The organism is Mycobacterium sp. 1164985.4, from assembly GCF_001668575.1.
Lineage (GTDB): Bacteria > Actinomycetota > Actinomycetes > Mycobacteriales > Mycobacteriaceae > Mycobacterium.
This window is the reverse complement of the sequence record NZ_LZMD01000100.1, coordinates 1-14,835: the sequence shown is the minus strand read 5'-3', so window position 1 is coordinate 14,835 and position 14,835 is coordinate 1. Positions and strand designations below refer to the sequence as shown.

The window sequence follows — 14,835 nt, the reverse complement described above, 5'->3', positions numbered from 1 at the left end:
GTCCTGCCCCGGCTGTGGCGCTTCGCGTACCAGATACCGATCGCGACGGCCGGAGTGCTGGTGCAGCGGCGCACACCATTCCTCGAGAAGATCATCTTCGGCATCGGCTCGAAGATGTCCGATGCCGACGTCCGTGTCTTCACGGACCGGTTCCGTGATCCGGTGTGCGCCCGGGCCGCGCGCGACACGTACCGGACCTTCCTCACGAAGGAACTCCTGGGCAGCGCGCGTAGCCCCGAGACGCGACGGGCGACGGTGCCGATTCGCGCGCTGTTCGGTCTGGGCGATGCGGCGGTGCATCCATCGTGGGTTGCGGCCGAGCACGCCAACGCGGACGACTACCGGTTGCAGACGGTCGATGCCAGCCACTTCATCGTCGACGAGCGACCCGAGCTGGTGCGCGCGGCGCTGGTGGCGCTGGCGGAGGAGACGGCCTAGTTCGCCGCGGCGGGCAGGTCGATCTCGACCGTCAGCCCTCCGCCGGGGGTGTCGGACGCCGAGATGGTTCCGCCCATCGCTTCGACGAATCCGGAGGCGACGGACAGCCCGAGCCCGATTCCGATCGTGTCGTCGTCGCCGAGCCGCTGGAACGGGGCGAACGCCTGTTGCTCGCTGCCGCGCGGGATCCCAGGACCCTCGTCGACGACGGCGATGAGCACACGCTCACCCACCTGCCCCGCGGTCACCCGCACCAGGCTGCCGTCGGCGTAGCGCAGCGAGTTGTCGATCAGGTTGGCCAGCACGCGTTCGAGCAGTTCACTGTCGGCCAGGACCGCATGGCAGTCGATCTCCACCTTTACCCGCTCGCTGCCGGGGCGAGTGAATTCGCTTGTGTCGGCGCGAATTCCAAGCAACGCACGCTGAACGACGTGCTCGAGTTCGACACGCACCATCTCCGGGCGAACCGCTCCGGCGGCCAGGCGTGCCGAGTCGAGCAGGTTGGCCACCAGCGCGGTCAGTTGGTCGACGGAATCCTCGACGGTGGCGAGGAGTTCGGCGGTGTTGTCGGCGGAGATGTCGACGTCGCCACTGCGGATTCGGGACGTCGCCGCCTTGGCGGCCGCTAACGGGGTGCGTAGATCGTCGCTGACGGCGGTGAGGAGTGCATGGCGCAGTTTGTCCGCCTGCCCGACGGCTTCGGCCTTGTTCGCCTCGGCCCTCTCTCGTTGCCGGAGCAGGGTGACGGCTTGCTTGCCGACGCCACCGAGGACGCGACGATCGCGCGCGGTCAGCGCGGGGCCGCTCAACAGCATCCAGTACTCGTCGTCACCGATTTCGACGGAGGTGTCGGCGTCGTCGACATCAGCGCTGGGATCGGTGCCGACGGAGGCGAGGATCTCACCGGTCTGGCTACGGACGAGGCTCACGGCGCGCTGCGAGTACGTTTCGCGGAGATGTTCCAACAGGCCGTCCAGGTCGGCGTCGTGCAACACGCCGTCGGCGAAGAGTGCCAGCAGCGCGGCTTCCTGGTTGGCCCGCCGCGCTTCTCGCACTCGCCTCGCCGCGCGGCTGATGAACGTGGCGACGGTGACGGCAAAGAGCAGCAGTATCAGCGTCGCGATCGCCGTGTCGGTGTCGTGGACGGAGAACGTGTTCTCCGGAGCCACCAGGAAGAAGGTGATCAGCACTCCCGAGAGCACGGCGGCGGTGATCGCCGGAGCGAGGCCGCCGAGCACGGCAGTGCCGAGCACGCCGACGAAGAACAGCGCACCGGGGCCGCCGATGTGACGGAATCGGTCCGGCAACACCAACGTCAGAGCACAGACCGCGATCGGAATCGCCACGGCGCCAAGCCATGACGTGAGCCGACGCTGGCGAGTCGAGAGGCGGGACCACGAGATGCCGGTGCTGGCTTGGTCGTGGGTGACCATATGGACATCGAGATTGCCCGACTGTTGTACGACGGCCTCGCTGATGCCCTCGTCGAACATGCGCGACAGCCGCGAACGACGTGAGGTCCCGACGACCAGTTGCGTCGCGTTGACGTCGTGGGCGTAGTCGATGAGCGAGGTGGCGACGTCGTCGCCGACGACGGTGTGCATGGTGGCGCCCAGGATTGCGGCCAGTTCGCGCACGGCCTTCTTCTGCTGGTCCGAGATGGCGGTCAGGCCGCCGCCGTCGACGACGTGGACAACCCTGAGGTCGGCGCCCGTACGAGAGGCGATTCGCGACGCGCGTCGCACCAGAACCTCGGACTCGGGGCCTCCGGTGACCCCGACCACCACGCGTTCGCGAGGCGCCCACCGGTCGCTGATCTTCTTGTCGGAGCGGTACTTGGCGAGAGCGGCGTCGACCTGATCGGCCAGCCACAGCAGGGTCAATTGCCGTAGTGCGGTGAGGTTTTCGGGGCGGAAGTAATTGGACAGTGCGGCGTCGACACGTTCGGGCGGATAGACGTTGCCGTGAGCCAACCTGCGCCGCAACGCTTCCGGTGTGATGTCGACCAACTCGATCTGGTCGGCGGCGCGCACCACCTCGTCGGGGATGCGGTCGGGTTCCTCGACTCCGGTGATTTGGGTGGCCAGGTCGGACACGCTCTCCAGGTTCTGGATGTTGACCGTGGTGATCACGGTGATGCCGGCGTTGAGCAGTTCTTCCACGTCCTGCCAACGCTTCTTGTTCTTGCAGCCCGGTGCGTTGGAGTGGGCGAAGTCGTCGACGAGCACGACCTTCGGCCGACGCTGGATGATCGCGGCCACGTCGATCTCGTGGTCGCCGTGCTCCGTCGTGCGGGGAGGCACCACCTCGATACCCGCCACCTGCTGGCCGACCTTGCGGCGACCGTGCGTGTCGACGATGGCGGCGACCACATCGGTTCCGCGTTCGAGACGACGGTGCGCCTCGGCCAGCATGGAGTAGGTCTTGCCGACACCGGGCGCGGCGCCGAGGTACACGCGCAGGTCCCCGGTCTTGCGTCCCAGTATTCCCATCCGTACATCATTCCTTGTCGGCCGCGCGCCGCTCAAACCTTCTTTGCTTCGCCGCCTGTGCGCTCTCGCCGCCGTCTCCGGGGCACCGCCTCGAAACCACTTGTGTCTCTTTGGTTTCAGTGGTCACATTCGGGGCTGGGTTGTCGGTGCGTGGGGTTAGCGTTGCTGCGTGGTATTCGAACGTATGAGCGAAGTGATCGCGGGGATGGCCGACCAGCTGTCCGCGCTGGTCGCCGGATCGTTCGACACGTTGACCACCTCTGAGCAGCTAGCACTGGCGGCGCAGTGGGAGAGCTTCACCCGTGGCTCGGCGACGGTTGGCCACCGCATCGTGGCCGGACTTCAGCAGGCCCCGCTCGTGGAGTTGGGTGAAAGCAGTGTTGCCGGGGCATTGACGGTGTTGCTGCGCGTCTCCAAGGCCGAGGCGACCCGCCGGGTGGCCGAGGCGGGGGAGTTGGCTCCGCGGCGCGCGATGACCGGCGAAACCCTCGACCCCGTGCTGGCGTGCACCGCGGCTGCTGTGGAGAAGGGCCTGGTGGGGGCCGAGCATGTGCGGGTGATCCGGCGGTTCTTCGACAAGGAGGTCCCGGTTTCGACGCCCTATGACGTGCGTGAGGCCGCCGAAGCGCAGCTGGCCGATCTGGCGACCAAACACACTCCCGAGGAGGTGCGGGCGGCCGCGCAGCGGTTGGCGGCCTATCTGAACCCCGATGGGGATTTCTCTGATGAGTTGCGGGCGGCGGCGCGCTGGGTGCGGCTGGGCCGGCAGCGCCTCGACGGGATGAGTGAGCTGCGGGGGCTGCTCGACCCCGCGACGCGGGCCGCATTGGAAGCCGTGTTAGCCACCGAAGCCGCGCCCGGCAGGAACAACCCCGACGGCGACCACCCCGACGGCAAGAACACCTGCCCGGATGGTGAGCCGTCGCCCGAGGCGGTGGCTTCGGACACCCGCTCGGTGGGGCAGCGCAACCACGACGCGTTGGGGGCGATGTGCCGGGCCCTGCTCGCATCGGGCGAACTGGGTTCGCACAACGGGCTGCCGGCCACGCTGCTGATCACCACCACCTTGCAGGAGTTGGAGTCCGGCACCGGGCAGGCGGTCACCGGCGGCGGTTCACTGCTGCCGATGAGCGAGGTCATCAAGGAAGCCGCGGCGGCGCATCCGTATCTGGCGATTTTCGACAAGGCCACCGAAGAACCCCTCTACCTCGGGCGCGGCCGACGTTTGGCGTCCAAAGCCCAACGGCTGGTGCTCTTCGCGAAGGATCGGGGCTGCACCAGGCCCGGCTGTACCGCCCCGGCCTATCAGTGCCAGGTTCACCACGCGGTCAACGATTGGGCCGCTGAGGGTCAGACCAACATCGACGAGCTGACCCTCGCGTGTGGGCCCGACAATCGGCGGGTCAAACCCGGCGGCTGGCGCACCCGCAAACGCAAAGACGGGCGCACCTCATGGCTTCCTCCGCCGCAGCTCGATACCGGCCAAGCCCGCGTCAACAACTATCACCACCCAAACCGCTACCTGATACCCGACGAGGGCGATGACGAAGTCAGCGGAGCGGGTCCTGACGACGGCGGGGATGACCACGGCAATGATCGCGACGCAAGCTGACGGCTGGCTTTCCAAGCGGCGATGATCGCAACACCGGCTGACGTCGGCGGCATGCTGCGCGCGTTTGACGGGAGCCCCGTCGGGTAGCCCGCCACCATGGCTCAAGGACGACCACTCGCGCTTGTGACAGGCGCTTCGAGCGGGATCGGATTCGAATTGGCGAAGCTGTTCGCCGACCACGGATACGACCTCATCGTCGCCGCCGACGACGACGGCATCCACGCCAGCGCGGACAAACTCGCCGACGGCGGCACCGAGGTGCGGGCGGTTCAGGTTGATCTGCGCAAAGAGGCCGAAGTCGATCGCCTCTACACCAGCGCCACCGAAGACGGCAGACGGCTTGACGCGGCCGCCCTCAACGCCGGCACCGGAGGCGGCGGCAACCGCTTCGTCGACCGCGAACTCGAAGAAGACTTCAACGTCATCGACTTGAACGTCCGAGGAACGGTGCAACTGGCCAAGCTGATCCTCGGCGACATGGTCAGCGCCAACTCGGGCAAGCTGCTCTTCACGTCGTCGATCGTGGCGATGATGCCTGGCTCGTATCAGACGATCTACAACGCGTCCAAGTCGTTCGTGCAGTCGTTCGTCGAAGCGCTGCAAGACGAATTGCGCGATACCGACGTCACCATCACCGCGCTGATGCCCGGCCCCACCGACACCAACTTCTTCCGGCGCGTCAACATGCTCGACACCCTGGTCGGCAAAATGCCGAAGGACGACGCCGGCAAGGTGGCGCAACAGGGATACGACGCGCTGATGCAGGGAAAAAAGAAAATCGTGGCGTCATCGCCACTTTCGAAGGGCATGGGGCTGGTGAGCCGGTTCCTTCCTGACTCGGTCAAAGCGGCGTCGAACAGGCTGATCTCGAGGTGACTGTGCCGGCTTCAGCCGATGCTGTGGTGATCGGCGCCGGCCACAACGGTTTGGTCGCGGCGGCGATGCTCGCCGACGCGGGGTGGGACGTGCTGGTTCTGGAAGCGCAGGACCGACCTGGCGGCGCGGTGAAGAGCGCCGAACTATTTCCGGGCTACGTCAGCGATCTCTACAGCGCCTTCTACCCGCTGTCGGTCGCCTCACCGGCTCTCAAGGCGCTGCACCTCGAGGAGCACGGGCTGCGCTGGTCACATTCACCGGCGGTGGTCGGCCATGCAAGCTCTGCCGATGACGACGACGCACCGCTGATATGGCGCGAACTCGACCGCACCGCAGACGATCTCGAACGTCGCGCTGCAGGTGACGGCGCGCGCTGGCGCGACTTGTTCGCCCAATGGCAACGCATCAAGGAGCCACTGCTCGAGACGTTGTTCTCGCCGTTCCCTCCGATGCGCGGGGCGGTGGGATTGCTGCGTGAACTGGGTACTGCCGAAGCCCTCCAACTGGCGCACCTACTCCTGCTGCCCGCGGGACTCATGGCCGAGCACCTCTTCGACGGCGATGCCGCGCGACTCTTGCTGTTGGGCAACGCGATGCACGCCGATGTCCCCATCGACGCGCCGGGCAGCGGCGTCATGGGCTACATGCTCATCATGATGGCCCAGGACGGCGGCTTCCCGGTTCCGGTCGGCGGCGCGGGACAACTCGCCGCGGCGCTCGTCAACCGCGCCACATCAGCGGGCGCACAGATCAAGTGTCAACAGCGAGTCGAGCGGATCGACGTTCGAGGCGGCCGGGCAATTGCCGTCCACACCGCCGGCGGCGAGACCGTTCGGGTGCGCCACGCCGTCATCGCCGACACCTCGGCTCCGCTGCTCTACCGCCAACTGCTGCCCGCCGACGCGCTACCCGGTTCGGTGCTGCAGAGCCTCGACCGATTCGTCTGGGACACCCCGGTGTTGAAGATCAACTACGCGCTCGACGTGCCCATTCCGTGGCGCTCCAAGAGCCTGAACGACGCGGGAACCGTCCACCTCGGCGCCGACCACAACGGCCTCATCCGGTGGATGGCCGACCTCAACACCGGAACGGTGCCGCTGCACCCGTTCTTGCTGTTCGGTCAGATGACCACCTCCGATCCGAGCCGCTCTCCCGAGGGCACTGAAAGCGCATGGGCCTACACGCATCTGCCGCGAGGTGTCGCCGATGACGCCTCCGCCGATCAGCTGTCGGCGGCGGTGGACATGGTATTGGAGAAGCACGCGCCGGGGTTCAGCGATCACATCGTCGGCAAGTCGATCCAGCGCCCGTCGGACCTCGAGGCCAGTGACGCCAACCTGCATGCAGGCGCGGTGAACGGCGGAACGTCACAGCTGTTCCAGCAGTTGATCTTTCGCCCGTTCCCGGGCTTCGGTGGCGCCGAGACGCCGGTCGAGAACGTCTATCTCGGCAGCGCAGGCGCGTCTCCGGGCGGGGGAGTGCACGGTGTCTGCGGCCGCAATGCGGCACGTGCCGCCTTGGCCGGCGAAGGGCGGCTGGGCTGGCCACGGCGGAAGATCAACCGCGCGATCCTGTCGTTGATGACGCGGTGAGCGACTCTGACCGGTTGCGCGACGTCGCCGAGAAGGTATTCGGATGGCAGACGCTGCGCCAAAAACAACTCGAGGCGATGACCGCGATCCTCGCCGGACGGGACGTGCTGGCGGTGATGCCTACAGGCTCGGGCAAGTCGGCGATATACCAGGTTCCGGCGGTGTTGTTGCCGCGAGCCGTCATCGTGATATCCCCCTTGATTGCGCTGCAGCACGACCAGATCGCCGCGCTCGAGGAGTCGGATGCGCCCGTAGCCGTGGCGATCAACTCGCGGCAGAGTGCGAAGGCCGTCGACCGGGCGTGGGCGGCCATCGAGGTTGGCGAGGCCCGATATGTGTTCCTGGGGCCCGAGCAGCTCATGAAGGACGACGTGATGAAGCGGCTGGCCGGTGTGGAGCCGTCGTTGGTCGTGGTCGACGAGGCGCACTGCGTTTCGGCGTGGGGACACGAGTTCCGCCCGACGTACCGCCGGGTCGGCGATGCGATCGAGCGCTTGGGCCGGCCGCCGATCGCGGCGTTGACCGCAACGGCGTCCGCGGTGGTCCGCCGTGAGATCGTCGAGTTCTTGGGTCTGCGCGAGCCGACCGTGATCTCGGGCGGATTCGACCGGCCGAACATCTCGTTCGACCTTCGGCATCACACGGAGGAGGCGCGCAAGCGCGCGGATATCCTCGATGTGGTGCAGCAGTTCGCACAGCCGGGGTTGTTGTACTGCGCAACCCGCAAAGACACCGAGTTCTATGCCGAGGAGCTCACGCGGCGCGGTGTAGCCGCCGTCAGTTATCACGCCGGGCTGAACACCAAGCAGCGCAACGAGGTTCATGACCGCTTTCGGGATGACGAGGTCGGTGTCGTCGTCGCGACCTCGGCATTCGGCATGGGGATCGACAAAGCGAACGTCCGGTTCGTAGTGCACACGTCTGTGCCGGACTCTGTCGACGCGTACTACCAGCAGGTGGGACGCGCCGGCCGAGACGGCGGGCCTGCGGACGCGATCCTGTTCTACCGCGCCGAGGACTTGACGCTCGGAAACTTCTTCGCCACCCGCAACCCGGACGAGGAGTTGCTCACCCGCGTGTACACCGCGCTGGGTGCCCGGAAGCCGAAGCGGCTCAAGCAGCTTCGCGTCGAACTCGATGAGCGTGGCCGCAGGCTCACCGCGTCGATCAACCTGCTCGAGCAGGCAGGCGCGGTCGAATCGTCGAAGTCAGGCTTCACCAGCACGGGAATGCCGGTCGACGCGGCGATCCGCAGGGCGGTGGACATGGCCGAGATCGGAGAGCGCGTCGACCGCACACGTGTCGAGATGATGCGGTCGTACGCCGAGACCCCGGACTGTCGCAGGCAGTTCCTGCTGGCGTACTTCGGCGATCACCTACCTGAGCCGTGCGGAAATTGTGATCGCTGCCGCGAGCACACCGCCGTCTACCACGGTGAGCCGGCCATCGCCATGGGAACGGCGGTCGACCACAAGGAATGGGGCGCGGGCACCGTGCTCGGCGGGGACGCGGACCGGATCACCGTGCTGTTCGACCTCTACGGGTACCGGACGCTGGACGTCGACGCGGTTCGCGACCAGGACCTCCTGGACGTTCGCGGATGAGTGCTAGTAGCCCGGCGTGACGACGTCCTCCAGCTCCTGCAACTCGGGCGAAGGCCCGGGTGCTGGGTGAGGTGGCACCAGATTGCCGGTCGAGCCTGTGCACTCGGCGCCGCTGACGCCCGGGGGGCAGGCGTTGTTGACCGGGGAGGCGGTGTTGGGCACGAGGTATGGCACGCACGTACCGCTGTAGAGGTCGCTGTCCTCGCCTGCCGGGCACGCCGCCAACTGGCTGGGGACGCTCGGTGAGGTAGCGACGACGGCGGCGAATATCGGCGCCACCGCCGCGAGCGCGAACAAACCGGCGATCGTGAGACGTCGACCGATCCGCAATCTCGTCACCGCTGACATCTTCGTGCCTTTCCTAGTGGAACGACCTGCACGTCGACATTATCTTGATCTTGCCTTGGGTGCGCCAGGTCGGTTTGCGCGACGATCGCGCGCGGTAGCGTGCTCTTCGGCACGCTGACAGCGGCGGCCCCCATAGCCCAATTGGCAGAGGCAGCGGACTTAAAATCCGCCAAGTGTCGGTTCGAGTCCGACTGGGGGCACCGAGTTTGTAGCGGTCCCCGCCTTGGCGGACTGCAGGATAGAGCGGCTACCTGCGGATCAGACCATGGCGACGATGAACGCCAGAATGGCGAGAACCACCAAAATCAAGCCTGCGAGTACGAAGAATGCGCCTAGCGATGCCATTCGCTGGCGTCGGTCGGCGTCGCCGTCGGTGGCTCCCTTCACCGAAGTCTTCATCGTGCTGAAGAGAGCTGACCAGTCGATGCGCGACAGTCCCCGCCGCGTGGCAGTCGTATCGCGCATAGGGCGGTCGGGAACCGTTCCAGCGCCATTGCCGTAGAACACCAGCCCGGTCAGGATCGCAATCGCCGCCAATACCAGCAACGCCACACCCAGCCCCACCATCGCACGCCTCCCATCGGATCGACACACCTGCGCACCGCATACCCAGAGGTGCCGCGGCTCGAACCGCGGCTTCCGCTCGGCTTCATGTAGGCGTGGGCCCTGCCCGGTTGTGCTGGCGGTTGACTACTGAGCCAGCGGATCACTTCCCATGCCCCGCGCTGAAAGCGGTCGGTACACCGGCGAGCCGCTCACCGCATTCGCCGCCACCGCGTCAGCGAGGGACCCCAACCAATACCTAAACTCCGAGCATGCGCGTTCCTCGCCGAATCGCAGAGTTCAACAAGCGAGTCACCAATCCGGCGGCTCGCTCGATCACACCGTGGCTTCCGAACCTCGGGACGCTCGAGCACGTCGGGCGGAAGTCGGGTAAGCCATATCGAACGCCCCTTCTGGTGTTCAGAACCCATGATGGCTACGCCATCCTCATCGGCTACGGCCCACAGACGGACTGGTTGAAGAACGTTCTGGCCGGTGGCCCGGCGGTGCTGCGCAAACGTGGACGGTCTGTCGCGCTCGGTAACCCACGGGTGGTGAGCAAGGCCGAGGCCGCGGCGCTCGTCGTACCGCGTTCTCGGCTTCTCTACCGAGCGTTTCCCTACAACGAGGCCGCCCTGCTGCTGACGAATGTGGGCTCTGCGGGTTGATCTCTGTACCGCACCAGACCTCAAAACCGGGAAGCCCGGCCGGACTTCGTTACCTCCGCGCGGCGACACTCGAATCCGAGATCGCGAATCTCTCGGCCTCAGAACAGATGTCGGTGCTTTCGCAGCTCTCTACTTCCGGCGGACGCTGACCGACGCCGGCCAGCGTGCCGCGACCGGGGCGACGGTGACGGTGCTGGCCGCCGCGTTGGTCGCAACGCTATCGACCCTTCCCTGGGACGGCCAAGGATGCGGTGACGCGCTGTCCCGCTGGCACGAATACATCGCATTACTGCTGACGGTGCAGGGCATCTTCACAGGGCTGGCCACGCTGGTCTGGCTGTTGGTCGCCAGCGCAACGGTCCCGCGGGCGTCGAAGTAGTAAAAGCCGCGGTCGAGGAGTGACCAAGTACGGATCGTCGTGGGGTCGGCTGCCAGCCCCAAATGTTCCTCACGATTGTCTTCGCGGTGTCGTTGTACTTTTCATGACGCCCGACGACCCAGTGGAGTGCGCCGGCCGGCGGAAGAAACCACACCCTGGCGTCAGGGTTTTCTCATTCTTCGGCGAGGTTGGCCGCGGATACTGGATCAAATCCAAACATAGGAGGCCGCCATGGCATCCACCGCAGTCGAGGCTATTCTCGCGCGCCACCGGTCCAGCGGCCGCTACTTCAGTGCCGCCGGCATCAAATCGTTCGTCTTGGACGACGGGCCGCGCGACGCGCCACCGGTGGTGTGCATCCACGGCGTCCCCGCGTCGTCGTTCCTGTTCCGCAAGACGCTTCCCGCGTTGGCGAGACACGGTTTGCGCGGAATCGCCGTCGATCTGCCCGGCCTCGGCCTTGCCGAACGGCCGGTCGACGCCGACTACACCTGGACCGGGCTGGGGCGGTGGATGACGGCGGCGATCGACGCCTTGGAACTCGAGCGCTTTCATCTTGTCGTACATGACATCGGCGGACCCATCGGTTTCGAGGTCGCCAGCGCGATCCCCGACAGGGTGCAGTCTCTGACATTGCTCAACACCCTCATCGACGTCGCATCCTTCCATCGGCCTTGGCCCATGGAACCGTTCGCGCACCGCGGCATCGGCGAGGCCTGGCTGCAGTCGCTGCGAATCCCCGGGAGCTTCGTGTCGATCATGCGCCTGGTTGGCGTCACCCGTGACGTGCCGACCAACGAAATCCTCTGTTGGCGACCGCTTCTCTTGGGTGACGACGGCGGTCGGGCCTTTCTGAGGATCATGCGGGGCTTCGAGCTCACCGCCGATAAACAGAGCCTTTACCGCTCCGCTGTCGGGCAGCGGTCGTATCCCGTCCAGATCGTCTGGGGTGAACGCGACACGATGCTGCCCTGGCGGCGACAGGGTCTCGAGGCTCAGCGCGCCGCGGGGCTCGACACCGCCACGCTGCTGCCCGCCAAGCACTTCGTCCCCGAGGACCAGCCCGAGCAGATCGCGGCGGCCGTCCACCGACTCATCGAGGGCCTGGGTGGGCGATAGCGGTCACACATGCGCCGTGCCACCCGTATCGCCACGGACCTGGCCCTCGATGCCCACCCGTCCCCGACGCCGACCAGCCGGTTCCAGACTCTCCACACGTGGGTCCCCATGCTGCTGCGCGAGGTGTATCACAGCGTGCACTACTTCGTCACGCGTCAGTGAGGCGCGTCGCTTCGGTGGACGTTCACGGCCTATGCCGAAGCTGCCAGTGCTTTCTTGTCCTCGTCGGCAAAGGTGTCCTCGAGCGTCAACGGTGAGTAGTCCAAGTCGATTTCGCCGACCGGACGGCCGCGGGCGCTGCTGATCGTGCCGAAGCGGCGCATACCCTTGTCGCTTGCGTACTGCTGGAACTCCTCCATCTGCAGATCGAACGGCACTTCGTCGTACAACGCGAACCCGTCTTCGGTGTTCTTCAGCGCCAACGGGATCAGCTCATTCATCCGCTCCTCGAACACTTTCCAGTTCGAGTCGTCGGCGGCGACGTGGCGCCGGCAGGTGAACGTGCCCCACGCCATGTGGCGGCGTTCGTCGTCGCCGATGCGCCGCACCAACTCCTGCATGCCGGGAAGAATGCCGCGGTCCACGCAAATACGGTGCCACGCATAGTATCCCGTAAGCGCCATCATGCCTTCGATGACGTGGTTGTACGTCACCGAAGCCCGCACCTGCGCAGCGGGGGACGGATCGGCGATCAACGCCTCCAGTGAACTCGGCAGTTCCTCATAGAACATCTGGCGGTAGGCCGGAAGTCCGTCGAGGTAGTGGTGCAGATCCTCGGTCAGCCCGACGGCGTCGAGCCACATGCGAAACACCTGAGTGTGCTTGGCTTCCTCGAAGGCGAACTGGGTCAGGTACATCTCGTCGCCGAGACGTCCCTCGGCGCGCATCGCCGCCATGAACGGCTGAATGTCCTGCGTGACCGCCTCCTCGCCCGCGATGAACTCCGCACACAGCTGGGCGGCCCAGTCCCGTTCGAGTTCAGTCAGCGACTCCCAGTCCTCCCGGTCGCTGGAGAAATCGATGTCGGCCGGATTCCAGAATTTCGCATTGCCCCCCGCGAACAGCTTCAACGGGAGGCTGTCCCAGTTAAGCCCGCCCGCGTCGAGCGAGGCTGAGTTCTTGCGTGTCATCTGCTGACCTCCTTGGTCGTCTTTCGGGCTGGGCTGGCGGAAGAGAATGCGTCCGCCAGGACGGATACGAGCCTGCGCACCGCGAGCGCCGGCTGGTCGGGAGTTGGGTCGTCGAGCCCGAGGATCGGGTCCATCCCGCGTACGTAGGGCGCCAGGGCCATGTGCGGGAAGATCATCAACAGCAACGACAACAGCGCGTCAGTGTCACAGTCGGAGCGCAGATCGCCGCGTGCGTGCGCATCGCGTACCAGCGGCCGCAAGACCTCCAAGTAATGGCGGTGGATCACCGTGCGCACGGAAACCCGCGCGTCGGTGTCGATTTCGAAGCTCGACGCGGCATGCAGGGCGCGGTCCTGCGGGTGGTCGGCGAAGTACGCCACCCACGTGTCGAGTAGATCGGTGAGGAACTCGAAGAAGGGCCTGCTGGGGTCGAGCTCCCGGATCCGGTCTTCGATGTACGAGCGCACCCGCTGGCTGCCCAGGTCGGCGATGTATGCGTAGAGGTCGCGCTTGTCGGCGAAGTACTGGAAAAGGCTGCCCTTGGCGACCCCCGCGCGCCGCGCGATGACGTTCAGGCTGCCCTGCGAGTAGCCGTGCGCGCCGAACTCCGCCTCCGCTGCCTCGATCACAGCGGCGCGACGGGCCGGATCGACGCGGGCCCATGTCACCGTCGGCATCGGCACCTCCCAGTGATGACCACTGGTCATATTACTGTGATCGGCGTCACGGTCAAGGGGGTGAGGCACCCCGATTCCGGACGCCCCCGGTAGCGCGAAGTGAGCGGAAAATTGGCGGAAACCGTTGCTTAACAGCGAAATTCGCAGTCAATTCCCGGAGTTCATGAGTAAGCGGGCGGCATGACCAGGATGTTCACCCGTCGCTGAGGCGGGTCACGGGGGCGGCGCCGGTCCGGAGCAGCGGATCGGCTCGTCAGCCCGCGACCGCGACCGCAGCCGCCCTACTATGTGGTCGTGCGCTACGTGTTGCGGCCGCTCAGCCTGTGGTGGCGCTACTTCCCGCAACTGGCGGCGCTGTACCTGCTGGGGTGGCTCGGGCGCAAAGGCGCCATCGAGCTCGCCGCCTGGGTGGGGTGGGACAACGACGTCTGGGCCTCGCTGATCATGCCCTTCGCCGGTATGGCTCGGCTCGGTTCGTACGTGGCGATGTTCCTGGTGCTGCGCTCGGCGATTCCCGCGCTTGCGGCGTTGCCCCGGCGAACCGCCCGCAGCGTCGACGTATTCGCCAACATCATCGTGCCGTTCTTCGCGATCTATCTGGCGTGGAAGCTGTTCGCCGAGGACTGGCTGGAGTTCGAGACGGTGGCGCTCGACTATCGCATCAACGATTCGGTGACCGCGGCTCTCACATCGAACGAGCCCCCCACCGAGCTTCATCCAGACCAGCTGCCGATCAGCACGACCACTTGGATCATCATCGTTTCGGCGTTGGTCCTGCGTTATGTGCTGAGCAGGCTGAAAGACAAGCTACCCGGCTGGATGATCGCCGTCCGCGTCTATGTCGACGCTCTCTGGGTCTTCCTCACCTTGACCTTCGCCGCGAGCGAGGGTGTCGGCTGGGTGATCAACCCGATGGGCTGGATCGCGGAGCGACGGATCGTTGTGTGGTTCAACGACACACGCGCCGAATTGTTCTCGCACTTCGCCGGTCTGGAGGCCCTGTGGGACGCGGCGATGGCGGTGCTGCGGACCGTGTTCGGTGGAGCCACGATCCCACTTCTGTGGCTTGCCGTCGCCGGCATCGTCTACGGCGTGTCCATGCCGGACTGGCGCCGCGCGGCCCGCCGTGTTGTGGGTAGGCGCGCCGAGGTGGTGATCGATCGCGCGGCGGCGAGCCGAAAGAGGCTCAAAGAGCGCGGGTGGGACGTGCCAGAAACATTCGGCGAGAAGGTGCGCTCCTGGCTGCTGTCCAAGCTCGGCAACTACCGCACGATCGTCGACTCGGCGCGCCTCATCCTTCACGGCGGCGTGTTCGCGCTCTCGTTGTACATACTCGGTTACCTCGGGTTGGCGTGGC

At 66.2% G+C, this 14,835-nt stretch carries 15 protein-coding genes and 1 tRNA gene; 11 read left to right on the top strand and 5 right to left on the bottom strand.

The window, feature by feature from the left end; genetic code table 11:
* Positions 1–438: alpha/beta fold hydrolase (locus tag A5650_RS27205; RefSeq protein WP_502687094.1), on the top strand; the 438-nt coding region annotated here is incomplete at its 5' end.
* Here the strand turns inward: A5650_RS27205 and A5650_RS22680 are convergent.
* Positions 435–2,930, bottom strand: a complete 2,496-nt coding sequence (locus tag A5650_RS22680) for a sensor histidine kinase (RefSeq protein ID WP_067297170.1) — start codon at positions 2,928–2,930, stop codon at positions 435–437. The two genes, A5650_RS27205 and A5650_RS22680, sit on opposite strands and share 4 nt — an antisense overlap.
* A gap of 169 nt (positions 2,931–3,099) precedes the next feature.
* On the opposite strand from A5650_RS22680, the gene A5650_RS22675 reads away from it, so the two are divergent.
* From A5650_RS22675 to A5650_RS22660, 4 genes are all read left to right on the top strand, one after another.
* Positions 3,100–4,542 carry an HNH endonuclease signature motif containing protein gene (locus tag A5650_RS22675; protein ID WP_231992745.1) on the top strand — a complete coding sequence of 481 codons (1,443 nt, stop codon included), beginning with the start codon at positions 3,100–3,102 and terminating at the stop codon, positions 4,540–4,542.
* A gap of 96 nt (positions 4,543–4,638) precedes the next feature.
* On the top strand, positions 4,639–5,418 hold the full coding sequence (locus A5650_RS22670; RefSeq protein ID WP_067297163.1) for an SDR family NAD(P)-dependent oxidoreductase: 780 nt from the start codon (positions 4,639–4,641) through the stop codon (positions 5,416–5,418).
* A complete protein-coding gene (locus tag A5650_RS22665) occupies positions 5,415–7,010 on the top strand; it encodes a phytoene desaturase family protein (protein WP_067297159.1) in 1,596 nt (531 codons plus the stop codon). The genes A5650_RS22670 and A5650_RS22665 overlap by 4 nt, the downstream gene beginning before the upstream one ends.
* Positions 7,007–8,614: a RecQ family ATP-dependent DNA helicase gene (locus A5650_RS22660; RefSeq protein ID WP_067297154.1), complete on the top strand. Its 1,608-nt coding sequence runs from the start codon at positions 7,007–7,009 to the stop codon at positions 8,612–8,614. Before A5650_RS22665 ends, A5650_RS22660 begins: the two co-directional genes overlap by 4 nt.
* Before the next feature lie 3 nt (positions 8,615–8,617).
* Here A5650_RS22660 and A5650_RS22655 read toward each other — a convergent pair whose 3' ends face one another.
* On the bottom strand, positions 8,618–8,953 hold the full coding sequence (locus tag A5650_RS22655) for a hypothetical protein (RefSeq protein WP_231992743.1): 336 nt from the start codon (positions 8,951–8,953) through the stop codon (positions 8,618–8,620).
* Between the two features lie 135 nt (positions 8,954–9,088).
* Here A5650_RS22655 and A5650_RS22650 point away from each other — a divergent pair.
* Positions 9,089–9,162: transfer RNA gene (locus tag A5650_RS22650), tRNA-Leu, on the top strand.
* 58 nt (positions 9,163–9,220) lie between these two features.
* Here A5650_RS22650 and A5650_RS22645 read toward each other — a convergent pair.
* Complete coding sequence (locus A5650_RS22645; RefSeq protein WP_067297146.1) at positions 9,221–9,529, bottom strand: hypothetical protein; 309 nt, start codon at positions 9,527–9,529, stop codon at positions 9,221–9,223.
* Between the two features lie 248 nt (positions 9,530–9,777).
* Here A5650_RS22645 and A5650_RS22640 point away from each other — a divergent pair, with 248 nt between their 5' ends.
* The 4 genes from A5650_RS22640 (at position 9,778) to A5650_RS26995 (ending at position 11,833) form a co-directional block, all read left to right on the top strand.
* On the top strand, positions 9,778–10,173 hold the full coding sequence (locus tag A5650_RS22640) for a nitroreductase family deazaflavin-dependent oxidoreductase (RefSeq protein WP_067297142.1): 396 nt from the start codon (positions 9,778–9,780) through the stop codon (positions 10,171–10,173).
* A gap of 184 nt (positions 10,174–10,357) precedes the next feature.
* The gene (locus tag A5650_RS27200) at positions 10,358–10,552 is read left to right on the top strand and encodes a hypothetical protein (RefSeq protein WP_197501954.1); all 195 of its coding nucleotides are present in this window, start codon (positions 10,358–10,360) and stop codon (positions 10,550–10,552) included.
* Positions 10,553–10,783: 231 nt separating this feature from the next.
* Positions 10,784–11,671 carry an alpha/beta fold hydrolase gene (locus A5650_RS22630; RefSeq protein WP_067297135.1) on the top strand — a complete coding sequence of 296 codons (888 nt, stop codon included), beginning with the start codon at positions 10,784–10,786 and terminating at the stop codon, positions 11,669–11,671.
* A gap of 9 nt (positions 11,672–11,680) precedes the next feature.
* Positions 11,681–11,833 (top strand): hypothetical protein, encoded by a 153-nt coding sequence (locus A5650_RS26995; protein ID WP_156744285.1) that lies wholly within the window; start codon positions 11,681–11,683, stop codon positions 11,831–11,833.
* 29 nt (positions 11,834–11,862) lie between these two features.
* Here A5650_RS26995 and A5650_RS22625 read toward each other — a convergent pair whose 3' ends face one another.
* Positions 11,863–12,801, bottom strand: a complete 939-nt coding sequence (locus A5650_RS22625; protein ID WP_067297131.1) for a R2-like ligand-binding oxidase — start codon at positions 12,799–12,801, stop codon at positions 11,863–11,865.
* Positions 12,798–13,478: a TetR/AcrR family transcriptional regulator gene (locus A5650_RS22620; RefSeq protein ID WP_067297173.1), complete on the bottom strand. Its 681-nt coding sequence runs from the start codon at positions 13,476–13,478 to the stop codon at positions 12,798–12,800. The genes A5650_RS22625 and A5650_RS22620 overlap by 4 nt, the downstream gene beginning before the upstream one ends.
* A gap of 294 nt (positions 13,479–13,772) precedes the next feature.
* Here A5650_RS22620 and A5650_RS22615 point away from each other — a divergent pair.
* Positions 13,773–14,835: hypothetical protein (locus A5650_RS22615; protein ID WP_082950895.1), on the top strand; the 1,063-nt coding region annotated here is incomplete at its 3' end.